This is a genomic window from Streptococcus anginosus, assembly GCF_001697145.1.
Taxonomy (GTDB): Bacteria; Bacillota; Bacilli; order Lactobacillales; family Streptococcaceae; genus Streptococcus; species Streptococcus hominis.
In genome coordinates, this window is the sequence record NZ_CP012719.1 from 116,311 (window position 1) to 137,500 (window position 21,190).

Consider the following 21,190-nt stretch of genomic DNA (forward strand, 5'->3'; position numbering starts at 1 on the left):
TGTAGTCTAGCGAAAAATCTGGGAAAAGTTTACGTTTTGTAAACAAGTTTACAATAAAAAATGTGTATAAATATAAAAACAACATAACTAAACTGTATTTTGCCTTAGATTTAAAAAAACTGACTTAAAATCAGATACTATCGGCATCACAATAAAGCAGGGCTTCTTAATCTCTGCTAAGGATTTACCTCACTACAGAGATTGCAGATCCAGTAAAATATTTTTTAAATAACTTATCAAAAACTTTACAGACTGTCAAGAAATACAGCGAGAATACAGGGCATTTTGATTGAAAGTGCCATAAAGGGGTTGCTATAATGGTCTTATTAGAAGTTTGTACTTTTATGCAAAATTCTAAAAAACTATAGAAAGGAAATCGTAATGATTAAAAAAATGATGAATCTTGTTGGGGTAGCATTATTGCTGGCTTCGACAATCTTATCACCGGCTAGTGCTGTTGCTCAAACGCTGACGAATCAATCTTCAGCATTGACAACTCAGTCAGAGACGAAAAAAGGTTTGGAAAATTCGTCTAGAGAAGAAGAGACAGCTAAACAAACAACACCTTCTACTGACTCGACAGGCACAAATGACAGTTCTAGCCAAGAGAAAAAGGCTGAAATGCCTGCTTCTGAAAATAAAACGGAAGCAAGTGCTGATTCGAGCCAAGTAAAAGAAGATACTGCTTCAAAGAAAACTGATAATGTGGAGGAAAAAAATGAAAGCAAACCAGGAGCACCCCCTGCCTTAACACCTAGAAGCGAAGGAAGCAAGTACGATCTTTCTAGCGCTGCAAATGCTAAAGAATGGAATGATGTTATCACAGAAATGTATGTGACAAACAAAGATGGAAACCCTATCCCCCCAAAAGGTGTACAGATGTGGGAAACTTTCCAAGTGCATGTAAAATTTAGCCTTCCGAATAACACAGTTAATGAAGGCGACACCACAACTATTACGTTACCAGAAACTTTACGATTTCCAGAATGGACAGACTTTGAAGTTAAGGATTCAAAAGATAAAGTTGTTGCGCATGCAAAAATCAACCCCACAACTAAAACGATTACGTTGACCTATACAAAATATCCTTCTGAACATTCGGATGTTTTAGGAGAACTGTTCTTTTATGCAGCTGTTGACCATAATAAAGTTAAAATAGAAAAAGACATAGATCTTGATTTTAAAGTGGGTCATAAAACTAAGATTGGTGGAAAACTTCATTATCAAGGCCCTGGAAAGAAAATCGAAAGTATACTAGAAAAAAGTGCTTGGCAAGATGGAGCTAACAAATCTCTTCTTCAGTATGCTCTTGCTATCAATAGAAAAGGTATTGATTTAAAAGAAGTCAATGTTCAAGATAGGCTGGACGACGATGCTAAGGGGATTCAAATTGATCAGAGCAGTATCCGTATATATGAAGTAAGATGGTCCTGGAAAAATGGTGAGTGGAAACACGATAATGAGAAAGATGTTACAACTAACCACCAGATAAAAATGGATGATGATAAACGTGGCTTCCAAACTCACTTAGGAAATATTGGGACTAAAGGTTACTATATCAGATATCAAGTTAAAACTAACTATGAACCGGTGGGTGGAGAAGTTTTTAAAAATAAGGCAAAACTTTCTTCAAAAGATAAAATTTCGGAAGAAGTCAATATCTCTTTAGTATATCGAGCTGCTGGCGGATTTGCAGAAGGTTATGTTTACTCAATGAACTTGCATAAAGAAGACGAAAAAACAAAACAAGCTTTAGCTGGTGCAAAATTTAAAGTAACGCGTGACAGTAATAAGAAAGTCATTGGTGAGTATACAACAGATCCAAACGGTGATATTACAATTCCTAATCTGTTAAAAGACGATTATACGATTGAAGAAGTGGAAGCTCCAAAAGGATACCAAAAATCAACTGAAAAGATTCGTGTTAAGCCAACTGACTTTGGAACAGACAAAGCTTACAGAAAAACAATCACTAATAAGAAAGATGAAAAAGTTTCTGCTCAACTTCAGGTTGAGAAAGAACTGATTGGTCGCCAACTGAGAGATAAAGAATTCACGTTTGAATTGAAGAAACAGGGTGAACAAACTCCGATTCAAACAAAATCAAATGATGCTGACGGGAAAGTAACATTTGATGCTCTTGAATTTACCGAAGAAGGAACATATAACTATACTATTTCTGAAAAACGTGAAGACCATCCTGAAAAGGGAATCTACTATGATCCAAATGATATTCAAGTAACAGTAAAAGTCTCAAGGAATCAAGAAGGTAAGCTAACTACTGAAGTCACTTATAAAGGTAAGGATGACAAAGGTGGTTTAGAAGATAAAAAGAAATTCACCAATCATTATATTCCAGATAAAACAAAGGGAAATCTTTTGGTGAAGAAAGAACTAATCGGTCGTAAACTTCAAGCAGGTGAATTTGAGTTTGACCTAAAAGAGAATGGGCAAATTCTCCAAACTGTGAAAAATGATGCTGACGGAAAAGTTCAATTCAAAGATATTGAATATACTAAAGCAGGAACCTATGAGTATACCATTAGTGAAAAAGCTGGTGATGTTCCAGGAGTTGAATATGAACCGAATCTTATCTCGGCAACTGTAACTGTCAAAGATAAGGGAGGAAAACTTGAAGTTACAAAGGTCACTTATTCGAAAGCTGGTGAGGAGACTAAAAAACCAACTTTTGAGAATCGCTATACTCCAGGAAAGACTTTCGCTCGATTAGAAGTGAACAAAGTTCTGACAGGTCGTCAGCTACAAAAAGACGAGTTTGAGTTTGAGTTGACTGGTAAGGAAGATCATATTCACCAAACGAAGAAAAACACTGCAGCTGGGAAAGTCCAGTTTGATACGGTTGAATATACTAAAGCAGGTGAATACCATTACACTATTAAAGAAAAAAACAATGGTCTAGGTGGTATCGCTTATGATTCGAAAGAAATAAAAGTTACTGTCAAAGTTACAGATGATGGTAAAGGGAAACTGAATTCTGAAATTTTCTATGAAAATGATGATCAAACTTTCAAGAACACATACTCAGCTACTAAAACAAATGTACAACTCTCCGTTAAGAAAGCATTGACTGGTCGCAAACTGAAAGCGCAAGAGTTTGAATTTGATTTGGTTGATAATACTGAGGTTAGTCCAACTGTCGGTAAAATCTTGCAAACTGTTAAAAATAACGCCAATGGTGAGGTCAATTTCAAATCATTGGAATATACTAAAGCAGGAACTTATGAGTATTTTATCCGAGAGAACAAAGGTTCTGCACCAGGAGTTACCTATGACCAAAAATTTATCACGGTAACAGTAGAAGTCAAGGAGAAATCCGGTAAACTTGAAGTTAGCAAAGTGACTTATATGACAGATGGAGAAGAAATTAAAAAACCAACTTTCAATAATCGCTATACTCCAGTTAAAACATCTGCTAAGTTAGAAGTGAAAAAGGTTTTAACAGGTCGTCCTCTTCAAGAAGGTGAATTTGAATTTGAACTCAAAGATCTACAACGAAATAAAAAGATTTTAGAAACTGTAAAAAATGCAGCTGATGGTAAGGTTCAATTCAAAGAGCTTGAATATACTAAAGCAGGAACCTATCATTATACCATTAGTGAAAAAGCTGGTGATGTTCCAGGAGTTGAATATGAACCGAATCTTATCTCGGCAACTGTAACTGTCGAAGATAAGGGAGGAAAACTTGAAGTTACAAAGGTCACTTATTCGAAAGCTGGTGAGGAGACGAAAGATCCAACTTTTATCAACCAATACACTCCAGGAAAAACGTTTGCCCGATTAGAGGTAAATAAAATTCTGACAGGTCGAAATTTACAAGATGACGAGTTTGAGTTTGAGTTGAAGGAAGATGGTAAACCAGATGTTCTTCAAACGGCTAAAAATGATGCCCAAGGAAAAGTTCGGTTCCAAGTTATTAACTACGACAAGGCAGGTGATTACCACTACACCATTACAGAGAAAAAAGGTCAGTTAGGTGGCATTACTTATGATACGAAAGAAGTAAAAGCTACTGTCAAAATTACAGATGACGGCAAAGGAAAACTACATTCTGAAATTGTCTATGAAAAAAACGACACTACCTTCAACAACACCTACACCACTCAAGCTACTTCTGCAACTTTCAATGTGACCAAGGAGTTAACGGGTCGCAAACTGAAAGCGCAAGAGTTTGAGTTTGAGTTGAAGGAAGATGGTAAGTCCGATGTTCTTCAAACGGCTAAAAATGATGCCCAAGGAAAAGTTCAGTTCCAAGCTATTAACTACGACAAAGCAGGTGAGTACCACTACACCATTACAGAAAAAAATAATGGTCTGACAGGGGTTGCTTACGACTCTAGTCAAGTGAAAGTCACAGTTAAAGTAACGGATGATGGTAAAGGGAAGCTAAGTACTACTGTGACTTATGACGGTGGTAAAACGACCTTTAAGAATACGTTCACACCAAAAGAAATCACAGTGCCACTGCAGGTGACAAAAGTCTTAACTGGTCGAAATCTACAAGATGCCGAGTTTGAGTTTGAATTGTACGATGGACAAAACAAGCTACTTCAAACAGTTAAAAATAAAGCGGATGGTACGATTCCTTTCACAGCTCTTAAGTTCACCAAGACTGGTCTTTACAACTACCTTATCAAAGAGAAAGCTGGTAAGGTTCCAGGTGTTGACTACGATAAACAGCCAATCAAGGTTACCATTCGTGTCCAACAAGAAGAGGACGGTCAGTTGATTTACAATATCGTTTATCTCGGTCTTGACGAGAGCGGTAAAAATCAAATTTCTAAACAAAGCTTTATAAATAAATACACTGCCAAAGGTACCGACGCTACTTTCTCTGTCACGAAGAAATTCACCGGACGTGCTTTGAAGGATGGCGAGTTTAGCTTCGAACTCAAAGAAGATGGCAAGGCAGATGTTCTTCAAACTAAGAAGAATGACAAAGACGGTAAAGTTCAGTTTGACGCAATCAAGTACCAAACTGTAGGAACACACAAGTACACCATTACTGAGAAAAACACAGGCTTGGGTGGTGTGACTTACGACACCAAGACTATCAAGGTAACAGTTGAAGTAACCGATAACGGTAAAGGTCAGCTGGTTTCAAAAGTAACGTACGAAAACAACGACCAAACTTTCACCAATACATACTCTAGTCAAAAGGTTAGTGCACAATTAGGCGTGACCAAAGAACTGACAGGTCGTGCATTAAACGATCAAGAGTTTGAATTCGAATTAGTTGGATCTGATGACAACGTTCGTCAGACGAAGAAAAATGTAGCAGATGGTCGTGTCACTTTTGATGCGATTGACTATGCAAAAGTTGGCACTTATCATTACACCATCAAAGAGAAAGACAATGGCTTAGGTGGTGTGACCTATGATAAGAAAGAAATCAAAGTGACTGTCAAAGTTACTGATGATGGCAATGGTCAGTTAGTTGCCCAAGTATCCTACGATACAGCTAATCCAACCTTCCGCAATACTTACCTTGCTAAGGAAACAACTGCGACATTAGAAGCGAACAAAGTGCTAACTGGTCGCGACCTAGAAGCGAATGAATTTGCCTTTGACTTGATTGGTCCAGACGGTAAAGTGGTGGATACCGCTAAGAACGCTAAAGATGGTAAGATTTCATTCAAAGAGTTGACATTCAAGACAGCTGGAACTTATACTTATACCATTAAAGAACAAGCTGGTACTTTAGGTGGTGTGAAATATGACACCAAAGTAATCAAAGCAACGGTCACTGTCACTGATGATAGTAAAGGTCAACTACATGCAACAGTTGCTTATGAAAACAACCAAAACACCTTCACGAATACTTATTCATCAGATAAAGCCACTGCAACTCTTTCTGCTAAGAAGCTATTAGAAGGTCGCAACCTCAAAGAAGGGGAATTTGAATTTGAACTGACTGGTACAGACGATCAAGTTCGCCAAACGAAGAAAAATGCCCAAGATGGTAGCGTTACTTTTGATACCATTGAGTATACTAAGGTAGGTACTTATCACTACACCATCACCGAAAAAGATACGAAACTCGGTGGTGTGAAATATGACACCAAAGTGATCAAAGCGACAGTCACTGTTACAGACGATGGTCAAGGCCGATTAGTAACAAAAGTTGCTTATGAAAAAGGTGATCAGACCTTCAAGAACACTTATTCCGCTGCCAAAACAAATGCCCAACTCTCTGTTAAAAAAGCCTTGACAGGCCGTGCTTTGAAAGATGGCGAGTTTGAGTTTGAATTGAAAGGCCAAGATGATAAAGTTGCTCAAAGCAAGAAGAATGCTCAAGATGGCAGTATCACTTTCGATACGATTGAGTATACGAAAGCTGGCACTTACCACTACACGATCACCGAGAAGGATACAAAACTTCAAGGAATCACTTATGATAAGAAAGTGATTAAGGTGACGGTAACTGTCACAGATGATGGCAATGGTCGTTTGGTTGCCAAAGTAAGTCATGACAAGAACATACAGACATTTGAAAATCGCTATACTCCACCAAAGAAAGGTTTGCCTAGGACAGGTACTGTCATTCATACCTTAGCTATTTTCATTGGACTCATTGTTTTGGCTGGTGCAGTTTATCTTATTAAGAAAAAATCTTGATAGAATTAAGCTTGTAGGAAAAATATAAGTCTAAAATTGGAAATCTAGTGAGAATTCTCTCAAGAAATGGAGTCTCTCTTTAGATTTCCTTTTTGATGTTTAGGGGAGGAAATGGTGTGAGAAGCAATGGAAGAATTGAAGTCATTTTCGTGAAAAATAGAAAACAAAAGAAATTATATGAAGGTTTGAGGTGATTCTCAGGCTTTTCTTATGAAAAAAGGCGCTGAAATTTTCACTTGACTCTTATTTTCTTTGTGATATACTTAACTAGTAAAGAATCAACTGGTTAATCAGAAAAGGAGAAAAATGAGTCAGCTAGCACATGAAATTGATCGTTTTTTAAATGAAATCATTTTAAAATCCGAGAATCAACATGAGATTTTGATTGGATCTTGCACGAGCGGTATGCCATTGACCAATACTCAAGAGCATATTTTGATGTTGTTGTCTGAGGAATCTTTGACAAATTCAGAGTTGGCGAAGCGCTTAAACGTCAGTCAAGCAGCTGTAACAAAGGCTATCAAATCGCTCATCAAGCAAGAAATGCTGGAACCTTTCAAGGATCAGAAAGATGCGCGTGTTATTTTTTATCGGTTGACAGAATTAGCGAAGCCAGTTGCCGCGGAGCATCATCATCATCATCAACATACATTGGAAATTTACGAAAAAATTGCCAATCAATATAGTTCTGATGAGCAAGCAACTATTCAACAATTCTTAGAAACCTTAGTGGGGGAAATCGGAAAATGAGATATATCACAGTTGAAGATTTGTCCTTCTATTATGATAAGGAGCCTGTGCTGGAGCATATTAACTATTATGTGGATAGTGGTGAGTTTGTGACTTTGACAGGTGAAAATGGAGCAGCAAAAACGACCTTGATCAAGGCTAGTCTTGGAATTTTGCAGCCTCGATTTGGAAAGGTGACGATTTCTAAGACAAATACTGCTGGGAAGAAATTACGGATTGCTTATCTGCCACAGCAAATCGCTAGTTTTAATGCGGGTTTTCCCAGTACTGTTTATGAATTTGTTAAATCGGGTCGGTATCCACGTAAAGGCTGGTTTCGTCGTTTGAATGCGCATGATGAAGAACATATCAAGGTCAGTCTGGACGCCGTTGGCATGTGGGAACATCAAGACAAGCGGATTGGCTCGCTTTCGGGTGGGCAAAAGCAACGGGCAGTCATTGCGCGCATGTTTGCTTCGGATCCGGATATTTTTGTCTTGGATGAGCCGACAGCGGGGATGGATGCTGGCAGCAAGGATGAATTTTATGATTTGATGCACCATAGTGCACATCGGCATGGCAAGGCTGTGCTGATGATTACGCATGATCCGGAGGAAGTCCGAAAATATGCGGACCGCAATATTCATTTGGTGCGAAATCAAGATTCGCCATGGCGGTGCTTCAATGTTCACGAAAGTGACAAGGAGGAGGTGAGCCATGTTTAATTTACTAGCTTACGACTTTATGCAGCGGGCTTTTCTGGCGGTAATTGCCATGAGCCTGTTCTCGCCTGTGTTAGGAACTTTTTTAATTTTGCGGCGTCAGAGTTTGATGAGTGATACGCTCAGCCACGTGTCGCTTTCGGGGGTTGCTTTTGGCTTGGTGCTAGGCATCTCACCTACGATTTCAACGGTAGTGATTGTTATCATTGCGGCAGTCTTCTTAGAATACCTGCGGACAATCTACAAGGATTTCATGGAAATCGGAACAGCAATTCTGATGTCAACAGGACTTGCCATTGCTCTGATTGTTATGAGTAGGGGCAAGAGTTCCAGTTCTATGAGTTTGGATCAGTATTTATTTGGCTCTATTGTCACGATTAGTACGGAGCAGGTGATTTCACTCTTTATCATTGCGGCAATCGTGCTGGCATTAACCTTCCTCTTCATTCGACCAATGTATATTTTGACCTTTGATGAGGATACAGCTTTTGTGGACGGTTTGCCTGTGCGCACCATGTCCATTCTGTTTAACATTGTGACAGGTGTTGCCATTGCCCTCATGATTCCAGCGGCAGGTGCGTTGCTGGTATCGACTATTATGGTGTTGCCAGCCAGTATTGCTTTGCGGTTGGGCAAGAACTTTAAATCCGTTATCTTGTTGGCAAATGTCATCGGCTTCTTAGGTATGATTGCTGGATTGTATATTTCATATTATGCAGAAACGCCAGCCAGTGCAAGTATTACGATTATTTTTGTCGGCGTATTTTTACTAGTAAATTTATTGAAAAAATTTATCAAATAGGAGTAAGAAATGAAGAAAATTGGTCTATTAGTAGCAAGTTTACTGAGCATCTTTTTAGTGGCTTGTTCCAATCAAAAAAGTGCAAATGGGAAATTAAATGTTGTCACAACATTTTACCCAGTTTATGAATTTACCAAGCAAGTGGCAGGCGATACTGCCAATGTTAAGTTGCTAATCGGTGCAGGGACAGAACCACATGAATATGAGCCTTCTGCTAAGGCTGTCGCAACGATTCAAGATGCAGATACTTTCGTTTATGAAAATGAAAACATGGAAACTTGGGTGCCAAAATTGCTTAAAACCTTGAAAAAAGGTAAAGTGAATGTGGTGAAGGCGACTGGGAAGATGTTGCTACTTCCTGGTACAGAAGAGGAAGGAGATCATGATCATGGTAAAGAAGGACATCATCATGAATACGATCCTCATGTATGGTTATCACCAAAACGTGCTATTAAAATGGTGGAAAATATTCGTGACAGCTTAAGTAAACGCTATCCCGATAAGAAAGCGACTTTCCAAAAAAACGCAGCAGCCTACATTAAGAAATTAGAAACTCTGGATAAAGAATATACAACTGGTTTAGTAAATGCAAAACAAAAAAGTTTTGTAACGCAACATGCTGCTTTTCGATATCTTGCATTGGATTATGGTTTGAAACAAGTTCCTATTTCAGGGCTTTCACCAGATAGTGAGCCTTCAGCAGCGCGTTTGGCTGAATTGACAAAATATATTAAGAAAAACAATATTAAGTATATCTATTTTGAAGAAAATGCTTCTCAAGCATTGGCTTCTACATTGGCAAAAGAAACAGGTGTGAAGTTAGATGTCCTTAATCCGCTTGAAAGTTTGACTGAAAAGCAAACAAAAGATGGAGCAGATTACATTTCCATCATGCAATCAAACTTGAAAGCCTTGAAGAAGACAACTGACCAAGAGGGCGCTGAAATTTCTGCTGAAAAAGAAGAAAATACGAAGACCGTTCAAAACGGTTACTTTGAAGATAGTGCTGTTAAAGATCGTACTTTGTCTGATTACGCTGGTCAATGGCAATCTGTCTATCCATATTTGCAAGACGGAACTTTAGACCAAGTCTTTGATTACAAGGCAAAATTGAGTGGTAAGATGACAGCGGCTGAGTACAAAGCCTATTATGAAAAAGGCTATAAGACAGATGTGTCTCATATCAATATCACAGATAAGACCATGGAATTTGTAGTAAACGGGCAAAAGAAGAAATATACTTACAAATATGTCGGCAAACACACTTTGACGTATTCGAAAGGTAATCGTGGCGTGCGCTTCATGTTTGAAGCGACAGACCCTGACGCAGGTAAGTATAAATATGTTCAATTTAGCGACCATAATATCGCCCCAACGAAAGCAGCACACTTCCACATTTTCTACGGTGGTGAAAGCCAAGAAGCCCTCTTTAACGAATTGGAAAATTGGCCAACTTACTATCCAACGAAATTAAGCGGACAAGAAATCGCCCAAGAAATGCTTGCGCATTGATGAAGGTATGAATTTCAATACAGAAAGAGAAAAATCGAGTTGAGTAAATCTTCTCGATTTTTTTGCTTGACAAATTCTGATTACAGATGTAAACTATAAAAGAATTGAAAATTACAACTGTAATCAGAGAAGAGATGAAACAAAATGGAACAACAAAATATCAGTCAGGCAGAATGGCAAGTTATGCGTGTTTTGTGGGCGTATCCTCATAGCAGAAGTACTGAGGTGGTGGAGCGTTTAGAAGCTGATTTCGATTGGAAACCGGCTACTGTCAAAACCTTGCTGAATCGCCTGAAGACCAAAGAGTTTATTTCAATGGAAAAGATTGAGGGCAAGTTTTACTATGATGCTCTGATCTTAGAAGATGAGCATTTGGAAAATAGTTGGCGGACCTTACTTGACAATATGTGCAATACCAAGCATGGTGATTTAGTGATTTCAATACTAGAAAGCAATCAATTCAGTCAAACGGATTTGTCCCGAATCTTGGATGTTGTAAAAGAAAAGCAAGTTCAAGCACCGAAGACGATTCAGTGCAATTGTCCACCAGGTCAGTGTACTTGTGGCGCGCATTGTCAAGATGAAACGAATCAATCTAAAATGGCGGAGTAAGAAATGGAAAAAGACAAAAAAGAGTATAAATTATTCGGCATGACCTGTGCAGCTTGCGCGATGACCATTGAAATGGCAGTCAAGGAACTTCCAACGGTTGAGGAAGCTACGGTGAACTTGGCGACGGAAAAATTGACAGTTTTTCCAAAAGAAGGATTTGCAAGCGAGCAAGTCTTAGAGGCTGTGAAAGAAGCAGGTTACCAAGCGGTAGAAAAAGGGGAACAAAAGCAGTCGGATTATGCAAAACAGGCTGCAGAGAAAGAAGAAACCGTGCGCAAAATGGCGCGTCAGATTTGGTTTGCGGCAGGAGCGACCGTGCCACTCCTCTATATTTCAATGGGGAGCATGATTGGCTTGCCGTTGCCCTCCTTTTTAGGTCACATGACGCATCCCATTGCCTTTGTATTGGCGCAGTTTTTCCTTACTTTGCCAGCGATTTGGGTTGGTCGTGGTTTTTATGTACGTGGTTTTCGGAATTTGGCAAAACGTCATCCGAACATGGATAGTTTGATTGCCGTAGGAACGAGTGCAGCCTTTCTGTATAGTTTGTACTCGGTCGTTCAAGTTTTACTGGGGCATCATACTTTTGTACACCAGTTGTATTTTGAATCAGTTGGTGTGATTATCACTCTTGTTTTACTGGGGAAATATCTGGAGGCCAATGCCAAGGGACGAACTTCGCAAGCGATTCAAAGTTTGATGAGTTTGGTGCCCAATCAAGCAACGGTTATTCGTTATGGCGAAGTCGTCACAATTGATACAGAAGACATCAAGGTTGGAGACATTGTACGGATCAAACCGGGAGAACGTATGCCAGTAGACGGTGTGGTTATCTCTGGACAAACCTATGTAGATGAGTCCATGATGACAGGTGAAAGTGTTCCTGTTGAAAAAAACATCGGAGATGTGATTACCAGTGCCACTATGAATCAAACGGGTTCTATTGACTATGAAGCAACTAAAGTCGGTTCGGACACAACCTTAGCTCAGATTGTTCATTTGGTAGAGGAAGCGCAAGGCTCGAAAGCGCCTATTGCGGCTATGGCAGATAAGATCTCGCTCTACTTTGTACCAATCGTCTTGGGCTTGGCAGTTTTAGCAGTTCTGTTGTGGTACTTTCTGGCAGGAGAAAGCCTGCAATTCTCACTTTCTATCTTTATTGCGGTATTGGTTATCGCTTGTCCCTGCGCGCTTGGGCTAGCAACTCCGACGGCTATTATGGTAGGCACAGGAAAGGGTGCTGAAAATGGCGTCTTGATTAAGTCGGGACAGGCTCTTGAAGCGGCTCATTTGGTAGAAGTTGTCGTTCTGGATAAGACAGGTACGATTACCGAAGGGAAACCAAGTTTGACGGATGTGTTGACTTTTGGTGATGTCACACGGGAGGAATTGCTACATTTGCTTGCAAGTAGTGAGCAACATTCAGAACATCCATTGGCGGTAGCAATTTTGGAAGCCGCTCAAGATGAAGTCGTATCTTTGGCACCGGTAACGGATTTCCAAGCAATCTCAGGTAAAGGGATTATAGCTCAAGTAAAAGCTCAAGAAATTTTAATCGGGAATGAAAGCTTGATGAGACAATACCAAGTCGAGCTCGGAGAACATATCTCTGACTTGATTTCCTTATCTCATCAAGGAAAGACGGCCATGTTTGTCGCAGTAGATAAAAAGTTAGTCGGAATTACAGCAGTTGCTGATCCAATCAAAAAAAATAGCCGTAAAGCTATTGCTGAATTGCAAAAAATGGGCTTAGAAGTTGTGATGTTGACAGGGGACCGTGAGGAAACAGCTCAAGCTATCGCAAGAGAAGCTGGTGTCGATCAAGTGATTGCAGGAGTATTTCCAGACGGCAAAGCAGATGTCGTCAAGGATTTGCAAGTGCAGGGGGAAAAGGTTGCCATGGTGGGTGATGGAATCAATGATGCACCTGCTCTGGTGCAAGCTGAAGTCGGGATTGCTATTGGTTCTGGAACGGATGTGGCTATTGACTCAGCCGACATTGTTTTGATGCACAGCGACCTTTTAGATGTGGTGACAGCCATTCGCCTCAGTCAGGCTACGATTAAAAATATCAAAGAAAATCTTTTCTGGGCTTTTGCCTACAATACCTTAGGAATACCAATCGCAATGGGTCTTTTATATGTATTTGGCGGTCCGCTGCTCAATCCTATGCTAGCCGGTCTTGCCATGAGCTTTAGCTCGGTTTCTGTCGTCACCAATGCGCTGCGTTTACGGCGCTTTAAAATAGAATCATAAAAGGAGTTCATCATGAAACAAATTGTTACTTTAGAAAATATATCTTGCCAAAATTGCGTGAAGCATGTCACCGAGCACTTCCTAAAATTGGAAGGTGTATCGGACGTTCAAATTGATTTAGATACAAAGGTTGCGACTGTAACCACCAATCATGCATACAGTGCAGAAGATTATCAAGTTACTCTGGCTAAAACGATTTATAAAGTTGTTAATGTTGCATAAAAAATGAGGCTGGGCAAAAAGTGTCCCAGCTTCTATTAGAATTAGTAATAAACGAATAACGCAGCTTCAACAATTCACTGAATTGTTGAAGGCGGGAAATCAGCCTTGCACAGCAAGCCACTATGATTGCTTAAAGCACTGCTTTGAGGTGGCAGATAAAACTTGCGAAGCAAGTATCCAAGCTGTTCGCTTTTCCAGCTCGGAAGAGCACATAATTACCCTTGCGGGGGTGGACCACGAACTAAAAATCGAAAATTTTTAGTTCTGTTCCACTCCCATTATTTTTTAAATCAATCCTTTCTCAAAGCTTTGAGAGCTGACTTCAACACTAATTTTTTCAAGCGTAAAAGGATGTGTGAAAGTTAAACGATGAGCATGAAGCATGAGACGCTTTGCTTTTTGCGGATTGTACAATGGATCGCCGATAATGGGGTATCCATGATGAGCAAGGTGTACACGGATTTGATGAGTTCGCCCAGTTTTAAGTTGACAGCTGACGAGCGTCTTGTTTTCAAATTCTTTTAGCTTTGAGATATGGGTCTCAGCGTATTGACCATTTTTGTTATCCACTAGCCGTTTTCGCCGATCGTGACGGTCACGCCCGATTTTATCTGTATAGATTTGACGTTTTTGGGGAAATGCTCCTTGTACCAAAGCCCAATATTCGCGCGAAATTTCCTTGTTTTCTAGCAATCGATTTAAAATTGGCAAGATAAAAGGATTCTTCGCAAAAAGAACAGCTCCGCTTGTTTCCTTGTCTAAGCGATGAACGACATAGCAAGTATTTCCAACATAAGCAGAGACATGATTTAAAAGTGCCAGCTCCGTTGGTTCATTGGCATGTGTTTTCATGCCTTCGGGTTTGTTGACGATGGTGATGTGTTCATCTTGGTATAATTCTTCCACCAGACTAGCATTTCCCATGAGAATGGATTTCTGTGGATAATCTTCTTCGTCAAAGATTAAAGTAATCACATCAGCTGGATGAACCTGACTTTGCCAGTTGATGGGGTGTTGGTTTACAAGGACGTGTTTTTTAATGCGCAGAAAATGGCGAATCTTTCGTGGAATCAAAAAATGTTCTTCCAGTAGCTCTTTGACTGTCATCTCTGGCAAACCTTGTGGAATCGTAATCGTAAATTGCATATAGTTATTGTAACAAAATAGCCGATGATTGAAAATAACCAGCTCGAGATTAAACAATTTCTTAAAGTTTTCTAAACTAAACGCCTGATAAGAAGTCCTTTCTTGTCTGGATATGGAGAAGGTGATAGAATAAAGATATGAAAAAATTAAATGAATTATTTGAAATAGTAGTGAATCATTTTAAAAAGGAAAGTCCTGAACGAGAGTATCATGAAGCGGCAGAGGTTGAAGAATCTGAGCTGCATTTGAGCCGGTCTGGGAAAAGTCGGAAAAAGCCGATTTCTCAACACCCATTTCGTCGATTTTGGCGTCGCTATCACCTGACGAAGATTGTCTTAATTTTGGGACTTGGTTTTGGTTTGGTGACAGGAGGTTATCTCTTTTATGTTGCCAAATCCACTAATGTGAATGATTTGCAGAATGCTTTGAAAGCAACGACATCTATTTATGATAAGGACGGCAAAAAAGCTGGAAGTTTGTCAGGGCAAAAGGGAACTTATGTAGAATTGTCCCAGATTAGCCCGAATTTGCAACATGCTGTCATTGCGACAGAAGACCGTTCCTTTTATAAAAATAGTGGTATTAACTACGGTCGTTTTATCATGGCGATTTTGACAGCGGGACGTTCTGGTGGTGGTTCTACCATTACACAACAATTAGCCAAAAATGCTTACTTATCTCAGGATCAGACCATTGAGCGGAAAGCAAAGGAATTTTTCCTCGCCTTGGAATTAACCAAGAAATATAGTAAAAATCAGATTCTCACCATGTACCTCAATAATTCTTATTTCGGGAATGGTGTGTGGGGAGTAGAAGATGCTTCTAAAAAATATTTCGGCGTATCTGCTAGCCAGCTGACACTAGATCAAGCAGCTACCTTAGCAGGAATGCTTAAAGGACCTGAGCTATACAATCCCATTGCTTCTATCAAAAATGCAACCAATCGGCGCAATACCGTTCTGCAAAATATGGTAGCTGCTGGCTATATCAATCAAGCAACAGCCAATCAGGCAGCAGCGAATGGTTTGGGCAGTCAATTGGTAGATGCTTACACAGGAAAATCGGCAGATTATCGCTATCCGTCTTACTTTGATGCGGTTATCAATGAAGCAGTTCGAGATTATGGTTTGACAGAAGCCGATATTGTTAATAACGGCTATCGTATTTACACGGAGCTAGATCAGAATTACCAAGCTAGCATGCAAGTCATCTATGATCGCGAAGATTTATTCCCGCAAGCAGCCGATGGGACAAGAGCCCAATCGGGTAGTGTAGCGCTTGACCCTAAAACTGGAGGTGTTCGCGCGCTTGTCGGGCAAATCAATAGTACGAGTGCCAATTTCAGAAGTTTTAACTATGCTACACAATCTTCAAGAAGCCCTGGCTCGACTATTAAGCCCTTGGCGGTTTACAGCCCTGCAGTTGCAGCAGGTTGGTCCATCAATAAAGAGTTGGACAATAGCACAACGACTTACGGAAATTACACCGTGAACAACTATGGTGGGATTCAATCCAGTCCGACTGTGCCAATGTATCAGGCTTTAGCGCAATCCTTAAATATTCCAGCGGTTGCTGCTGCTAATGAATTGGGACTGAAAAAAGTTTTTGAATATGGTAAAAAATTTGGCTTGAATATGGATAAAGTGGATCAGACTCTTGGGGTGGCTCTCGGCAGTGGCGTAACAACCAATCCGCTACAAATGGCACAAGCCTACTCGACTTTTGCCAATAATGGTGTTATGAATGATGCTCATTTGATTACCAAAATCGAAAATGCTAGTGGACAAGTAGTCAAAACTCATAAATCAACTTCAACGCGAGTGCTTAACCGCTCAACAACAGAAAAAATGACGAGTATGATGCTGGGAACATTTACCAATGGTACGGGTGTTTATGCGGCTCCTTACGGCTATGATATGGCTGGGAAGACAGGAACGACAGAGACTGACTTTAACCCAGATTTATCAGGAGATCAATGGGTTATTGGTTACACGCCAGATGTGGTGATTAGTCAGTGGCTAGGTTTCCCAAAGACTGATGAAAATCATTATCTGACAGGCACTAGTGCCAATGAAGCTTCAGCTATTTTCCGAAGTGTGGCAAATAGTATCCTACCGTACACAAATGGTACGAAGTTTGGTGACGAAAATGCCTATGCAAAAAATGGCATTGCACCGGTTGATACGAATGGTACAAATGATACTGCAAATCAAAGTAACAATAATTCAGATATTTTGAAAGATGTGCAAGATAAAGCCAAGAATTTAGTTGACCAAGCTAAGAAAGCAATTGACGATGCTAAGATTCCTGAAAAAGCACAGAATCTTTGGGACACGGTTAAGAGTTGGTTCCAATAGACTTGTCAAAAACGGGCTTTCCTGATATAATAAACAAGATGGAGGCGTTATGGCACTAAAAAAAGCGAGTCTGGCGTGCACGGTTTGTGGATCGAGAAACTATTCAATCAAATTGAGTAGTACGCCAAAACCAAAACGTCTGGAAGTAAATAAATATTGTAAGCATTGCAGTAAATATACGATTCATAAAGAAACTAGATAGGAGAAAGTTGTGAAATTCATTAAAGATACATTTCAAGTATTAAAAGATACAACTTGGCCAACTAGAAAGCAAAGCTGGGTAGATTTTATCTCAGTTATGGAATACACAGCTTTCTTTGTCGTCATTATTTATCTTTTCGACTTACTTGTCACAAGAGGTTTGGTACGATTGTTAAATATCTTTTAAATTTTAGCCTGCTTGTTGTTTTATCAAGTAGGCTTTTATCTTTTATTATAAAAATAGTAGTAAAAAGATGGCATTTGCTATTTTTGTGGTATAATAGGGCTAGAAAAGAAACCGAAGCCCTCAGGCTTTTTTATTTAGGAAAGGAAGAACGATGGACAGTTTTGATAAAGGCTGGTTTGTCTTGCAGACATACTCAGGATATGAAAATAAAGTAAAAGAAAATCTTTTACAACGTGCACAAACCTATAATATGTTGGAAAATATTTTGCGCGTAGAAATTCCAACGCAAACGGTACAAGTGGAGAAAAACGGAAAAACCAAAGAAGTTGAAGAAAATCGTTTCCCAGGTTACGTCTTGGTAGAAATGGTGATGACAGACGAAGCATGGTTTGTCGTACGGAACACACCAAACGTAACAGGCTTTGTCGGCTCACATGGAAACCGCTCTAAACCAACACCACTTTTGGAAGAGGAAATTCGCCAAATCTTGATTTCAATGGGACAAACCGTTCAAGAATTTGATATTGATGTGAAAGTTGGCGATACCGTACGTATCATTGACGGCGCTTTTGCAGATTATACGGGTAAAATCACCGAAATTGACAACAACAAAGTGAAGATGATTATTTCGCTATTCGGAAATGATACAGTTGCCGAAGTAAATCTGAACCAAATTGCTGAATTATAATAAAAAGTGAGCTAGAAATCAATTTTTATAGTTATTGGTTTAGCTCACTTTTTGTACTATTTTGATGAAAAATAAACTCTTGTTGAAAATGTTTGTCTCAAATTCACCCACCAATTTTATTATATTTGACCTAATTTAACCGAACAAAAAAATAAAAAAGCCCGATTTTACGGGCTTTTCATTCGGTTAATTCCTGTTAAATCAGGTTACGGAAGGCGGTAGACGGATTTGAACCGACGATCAAGCTTTTGCAGAGCCGTGCCTTACCACTTGGCTATACCGCCACAACGTTTATTATTTTATCCTAAAAAATCGTTTTCGTCAAGAGTGGAGATTGGTTTCTCTTTGTAAAATTTTAGTGTTTTCCGATTAAATTTAATCATTAAAGTGGTGAAATTATCATTTTGATAAGCCGAAGAAAAGTTTGGATTGATAGTTTTTCTTGCTTTAGTTAAGATAGCAATAAGATAAACTTGTTTAGCTGAATCAACTAGCTTCAAAAATATCAGCCACCATCTTCCTAAAAGTAAAGAAGTCATAAGTTGATTTCCCGTTACTTGCTTCCTTTTTTTAATAATTGTATCCATCTCATATGACATTTCTAAAAGTTAGAAGTTTATATTTTTTAGCCATGGGAACTTCTTCAACAAATAAATGTTTTCAGCTATCAATTTGGAAGAAAAAAGTTTAAGAAAAATAAAAAAAGATGAAAAAAGGTATTGACAAGAAGAGAAGGAGGTGATATACTAAGATAGTTGTCGCTTGAGGGGCGACAAAGACCTTTGAAAACTGAACAAGACGAACCAATGTGCAGGCGACTGTTTAAGAACAGTCCGTCAAACATTAAAAAGAAACAATAAATCTGTCAGTGACAGAAATGAGTGAGAGCTCAAACTTTATATGAGAGTTTGATCCTGGCTCAGGACGAACGCTGGCGGCGTGCCTAATACATGCAAGTAGGACGCACAGTTTATACCGTAGCTTGCTACACCATAGACTGTGAGTTGCGAACGGGTGAGTAACGCGTAGGTAACCTGCCTATTAGAGGGGGATAACTATTGGAAACGATAGCTAATACCGCATAACAGTATGTAACACATGTTAGATGCTTGAAAGATGCAATTGCATCGCTAGTAGATGGACCTGCGTTGTATTAGCTAGTAGGTAGGGTAATGGCCTACCTAGGCGACGATACATAGCCGACCTGAGAGGGTGATCGGCCACACTGGGACTGAGACACGGCCCAGACTCCTACGGGAGGCAGCAGTAGGGAATCTTCGGCAATGGGGGGAACCCTGACCGAGCAACGCCGCGTGAGTGAAGAAGGTTTTCGGATCGTAAAGCTCTGTTGTTAAGGAAGAACGAGTGTGAAAATGGAAAGTTCATACTGTGACGGTACTTAACCAGAAAGGGACGGCTAACTACGTGCCAGCAGCCGCGGTAATACGTAGGTCCCGAGCGTTGTCCGGATTTATTGGGCGTAAAGCGAGCGCAGGCGGTTAGAAAAGTCTGAAGTGAAAGGCAGTGGCTCAACCATTGTAGGCTTTGGAAACTGTTTAACTTGAGTGCAGAAGGGGAGAGTGGAATTCCATGTGTAGCGGTGAAATGCGTAGATATATGGAGGAACACCGGTGGCGAAAGCGGCTCTCTGGTCTGTAACTGACGCTGAGGCTCGAAAGCGTGGGGAGCGAACAGGATTAGATACCCTGGTAGTCCACGCCGTAAACGATGAGTGCTAGGTGTTAGGTCCTTTCCGGGACTTAGTGCCGCAGCTAACGCATTAAGCACTCCGCCTGGGGAGTACGACCGCAAGGTTGAAACTCAAAGGAATTGACGGGGGCCCGCACAAGCGGTGGAGCATGTGGTTTAATTCGAAGCAACGCGAAGAACCTTACCAGGTCTTGACATCCCGATGCTATTTCTAGAGATAGGAAGTTTCTTCGGAACATCGGTGACAGGTGGTGCATGGTTGTCGTCAGCTCGTGTCGTGAGATGTTGGGTTAAGTCCCGCAACGAGCGCAACCCTTATTGTTAGTTGCCATCATTGAGTTGGGCACTCTAGCGAGACTGCCGGTAATAAACCGGAGGAAGGTGGGGATGACGTCAAATCATCATGCCCCTTATGACCTGGGCTACACACGTGCTACAATGGCTGGTACAACGAGTCGCAAGCCGGTGACGGCAAGCTAATCTCTGAAAGCCAGTCTCAGTTCGGATTGTAGGCTGCAACTCGCCTACATGAAGTCGGAATCGCTAGTAATCGCGGATCAGCACGCCGCGGTGAATACGTTCCCGGGCCTTGTACACACCGCCCGTCACACCACGAGAGTTTGTAACACCCGAAGTCGGTGAGGTAACCGTAAGGAGCCAGCCGCCTAAGGTGGGATAGATGATTGGGGTGAAGTCGTAACAAGGTAGCCGTATCGGAAGGTGCGGCTGGATCACCTCCTTTCTAAGGAAAAAACGGAAGCCATTGAGTTTGTCTTGTTTAGTTTTGAGAGGTCTTGTGGGGCCTTAGCTCAGCTGGGAGAGCGCCTGCTTTGCACGCAGGAGGTCAGCGGTTCGATCCCGCTAGGCTCCATTAGGATAGAATCCTACTGAACTTAATAAAGAAGTGAAGTTGCATATGAGACTAACTTCTTAGGAAAAAAGATAAACTTCCTTGTGTTCGACGAACACAGCGTCAGTTTCCTATTTTTCTACAGAAGTTTTCGCAAGCGAACCGTCTCTTAATATCCTAAGATTAGCACATTGAAAATTGAATAACGATATCAAATAGTAACAAGAAAATAAACCGAAAACGCTGTGAATATTAATGAGTATATGACTGAGAGGTCAAAGATAAGGTTAAGTTAGTAAGGGCGCACGGTGGATGCCTTGGCACTAGGAGCCGAAGAAGGACGTGACAAACGACGAAATGCCTTGGGGAGCTGTAAGTAAGCGTAGATCCAGGGATATCCGAATGGGGGAACCCAGCAGGTACTACCTGTTACCCATCTCTGTTAAGGAGATGAGGAGGAAGACGCAGTGAACTGAAACATCTAAGTAGCTGCAGGAAGAGAAAGCAAAAGCGATTGCCTGAGTAGCGGCGAGCGAAAGGGCAAGAGGGCAAACCGAGAA

General features: G+C 40.4%; 14 protein-coding genes, 2 tRNA genes and 2 rRNA genes (1 of these 18 cut by a window edge). 15 read left to right on the forward strand and 3 right to left on the reverse strand.

Annotated features, from left to right (window positions below; genetic code table 11):
* The first annotated feature begins 381 nt into the window (after positions 1 to 381).
* The 8 genes from SanJ4206_RS00630 (at position 382) to SanJ4206_RS00665 (ending at position 13,491) form a co-directional block, all read left to right on the forward strand.
* On the forward strand, positions 382 to 6,636 hold the full coding sequence (locus SanJ4206_RS00630) for a Spy0128 family protein (RefSeq protein WP_037619435.1): 6,255 nt from the start codon (positions 382 to 384) through the stop codon (positions 6,634 to 6,636).
* Positions 6,637 to 6,942: 306 nt separating this feature from the next.
* The gene (locus SanJ4206_RS00635) at positions 6,943 to 7,386 is read left to right on the forward strand and encodes a zinc-dependent MarR family transcriptional regulator (RefSeq protein WP_003028595.1); all 444 of its coding nucleotides are present in this window, start codon (positions 6,943 to 6,945) and stop codon (positions 7,384 to 7,386) included.
* Positions 7,383 to 8,090, forward strand: coding sequence for a metal ABC transporter ATP-binding protein (locus tag SanJ4206_RS00640; protein ID WP_003028596.1), 708 nt, complete (start codon positions 7,383 to 7,385; stop codon positions 8,088 to 8,090). Before SanJ4206_RS00635 ends, SanJ4206_RS00640 begins: the two co-directional genes overlap by 4 nt.
* Positions 8,083 to 8,889, forward strand: a complete 807-nt coding sequence (locus SanJ4206_RS00645) for a metal ABC transporter permease (RefSeq protein ID WP_003028598.1) — start codon at positions 8,083 to 8,085, stop codon at positions 8,887 to 8,889. The genes SanJ4206_RS00640 and SanJ4206_RS00645 overlap by 8 nt, the downstream gene beginning before the upstream one ends.
* A 9-nt stretch (positions 8,890 to 8,898) precedes the next feature.
* Positions 8,899 to 10,401 carry a zinc ABC transporter substrate-binding protein AdcA gene (locus SanJ4206_RS00650; RefSeq protein ID WP_003028599.1) on the forward strand — a complete coding sequence of 501 codons (1,503 nt, stop codon included), beginning with the start codon at positions 8,899 to 8,901 and terminating at the stop codon, positions 10,399 to 10,401.
* Between the two features lie 144 nt (positions 10,402 to 10,545).
* The gene (locus SanJ4206_RS00655; protein ID WP_003028600.1) at positions 10,546 to 11,013 is read left to right on the forward strand and encodes a CopY/TcrY family copper transport repressor; all 468 of its coding nucleotides are present in this window, start codon (positions 10,546 to 10,548) and stop codon (positions 11,011 to 11,013) included.
* Between the two features lie 3 nt (positions 11,014 to 11,016).
* Positions 11,017 to 13,269, forward strand: a complete 2,253-nt coding sequence (locus SanJ4206_RS00660; protein WP_003028601.1) for a heavy metal translocating P-type ATPase — start codon at positions 11,017 to 11,019, stop codon at positions 13,267 to 13,269.
* A gap of 12 nt (positions 13,270 to 13,281) precedes the next feature.
* Positions 13,282 to 13,491, forward strand: coding sequence for a heavy-metal-associated domain-containing protein (locus tag SanJ4206_RS00665; protein WP_003028602.1), 210 nt, complete (start codon positions 13,282 to 13,284; stop codon positions 13,489 to 13,491).
* 285 nt (positions 13,492 to 13,776) lie between these two features.
* Here the strand turns inward: SanJ4206_RS00665 and SanJ4206_RS00670 are convergent, their stop codons facing one another.
* Positions 13,777 to 14,637 (reverse strand): RluA family pseudouridine synthase, encoded by an 861-nt coding sequence (locus SanJ4206_RS00670; protein WP_003028603.1) that lies wholly within the window; start codon positions 14,635 to 14,637, stop codon positions 13,777 to 13,779.
* Between the two features lie 137 nt (positions 14,638 to 14,774).
* Here SanJ4206_RS00670 and pbp2a point away from each other — a divergent pair, with 137 nt between their 5' ends.
* The 4 genes from pbp2a (at position 14,775) to nusG (ending at position 18,070) form a co-directional block, all read left to right on the forward strand.
* On the forward strand, positions 14,775 to 16,994 hold the full coding sequence (gene pbp2a / locus SanJ4206_RS00675) for a penicillin-binding protein PBP2A (RefSeq protein ID WP_003028604.1): 2,220 nt from the start codon (positions 14,775 to 14,777) through the stop codon (positions 16,992 to 16,994).
* A gap of 49 nt (positions 16,995 to 17,043) precedes the next feature.
* Positions 17,044 to 17,196 (forward strand): 50S ribosomal protein L33, encoded by a 153-nt coding sequence (rpmG, locus tag SanJ4206_RS00680; protein ID WP_003074882.1) that lies wholly within the window; start codon positions 17,044 to 17,046, stop codon positions 17,194 to 17,196.
* A 9-nt stretch (positions 17,197 to 17,205) separates the two neighbouring features.
* Positions 17,206 to 17,382, forward strand: a complete 177-nt coding sequence (gene secE / locus SanJ4206_RS00685; protein WP_003027327.1) for a preprotein translocase subunit SecE — start codon at positions 17,206 to 17,208, stop codon at positions 17,380 to 17,382.
* Positions 17,383 to 17,533: 151 nt separating this feature from the next.
* On the forward strand, positions 17,534 to 18,070 hold the full coding sequence (gene nusG, locus SanJ4206_RS00690) for a transcription termination/antitermination protein NusG (protein ID WP_003027329.1): 537 nt from the start codon (positions 17,534 to 17,536) through the stop codon (positions 18,068 to 18,070).
* A gap of 213 nt (positions 18,071 to 18,283) precedes the next feature.
* Here the strand turns inward: nusG and SanJ4206_RS00695 are convergent.
* Positions 18,284 to 18,354 (reverse strand) — tRNA-Cys (locus tag SanJ4206_RS00695).
* 15 nt (positions 18,355 to 18,369) lie between these two features.
* Positions 18,370 to 18,657 (reverse strand): hypothetical protein, encoded by a 288-nt coding sequence (locus SanJ4206_RS00700; protein WP_230454368.1) that lies wholly within the window; start codon positions 18,655 to 18,657, stop codon positions 18,370 to 18,372.
* A gap of 309 nt (positions 18,658 to 18,966) precedes the next feature.
* On the opposite strand from SanJ4206_RS00700, the gene SanJ4206_RS00705 reads away from it, so the two are divergent.
* From SanJ4206_RS00705 to SanJ4206_RS00715, 3 genes are all read left to right on the forward strand, one after another.
* Positions 18,967 to 20,522: ribosomal RNA gene (locus SanJ4206_RS00705) — 16S ribosomal RNA — on the forward strand.
* Positions 20,523 to 20,578: 56 nt separating this feature from the next.
* Positions 20,579 to 20,651, forward strand: a tRNA-Ala gene (locus SanJ4206_RS00710).
* 264 nt (positions 20,652 to 20,915) lie between these two features.
* A 23S ribosomal RNA gene (locus tag SanJ4206_RS00715) occupies positions 20,916 to 21,190 on the forward strand; it runs 2,626 nt beyond the window's last position.
* Together the 16S and 23S rRNA genes with 1 tRNA gene alongside form the textbook arrangement of a ribosomal RNA operon.

Bases quoted from the DNA above. Each gene is read 5' to 3' on its own strand.
- SanJ4206_RS00630 (WP_037619435.1), top strand. From the start codon at position 382: ATGATTAAAAAAATGATGAATCTTGTTGGGGTAGCATTATTGCTGGCT.
- SanJ4206_RS00635 (WP_003028595.1), top strand. From the start codon at position 6,943: ATGAGTCAGCTAGCACATGAAATTGATCGTTTTTTAAATGAAATCATT.
- SanJ4206_RS00640 (WP_003028596.1), top strand. From the start codon at position 7,383: ATGAGATATATCACAGTTGAAGATTTGTCCTTCTATTATGATAAGGAG.
- SanJ4206_RS00645 (WP_003028598.1), top strand. From the start codon at position 8,083: ATGTTTAATTTACTAGCTTACGACTTTATGCAGCGGGCTTTTCTGGCG.
- SanJ4206_RS00650 (WP_003028599.1), top strand. From the start codon at position 8,899: ATGAAGAAAATTGGTCTATTAGTAGCAAGTTTACTGAGCATCTTTTTA.
- SanJ4206_RS00655 (WP_003028600.1), top strand. From the start codon at position 10,546: ATGGAACAACAAAATATCAGTCAGGCAGAATGGCAAGTTATGCGTGTT.
- SanJ4206_RS00660 (WP_003028601.1), top strand. From the start codon at position 11,017: ATGGAAAAAGACAAAAAAGAGTATAAATTATTCGGCATGACCTGTGCA.
- SanJ4206_RS00665 (WP_003028602.1), top strand. From the start codon at position 13,282: ATGAAACAAATTGTTACTTTAGAAAATATATCTTGCCAAAATTGCGTG.
- SanJ4206_RS00670 (WP_003028603.1), bottom strand. From the start codon at position 14,637: ATGCAATTTACGATTACGATTCCACAAGGTTTGCCAGAGATGACAGTC.
- pbp2a (WP_003028604.1), top strand. From the start codon at position 14,775: ATGAAAAAATTAAATGAATTATTTGAAATAGTAGTGAATCATTTTAAA.
- rpmG (WP_003074882.1), top strand. From the start codon at position 17,044: ATGGCACTAAAAAAAGCGAGTCTGGCGTGCACGGTTTGTGGATCGAGA.
- nusG (WP_003027329.1), top strand. From the start codon at position 17,534: ATGGACAGTTTTGATAAAGGCTGGTTTGTCTTGCAGACATACTCAGGA.
- SanJ4206_RS00700 (WP_230454368.1), bottom strand. From the start codon at position 18,657: ATGGATACAATTATTAAAAAAAGGAAGCAAGTAACGGGAAATCAACTT.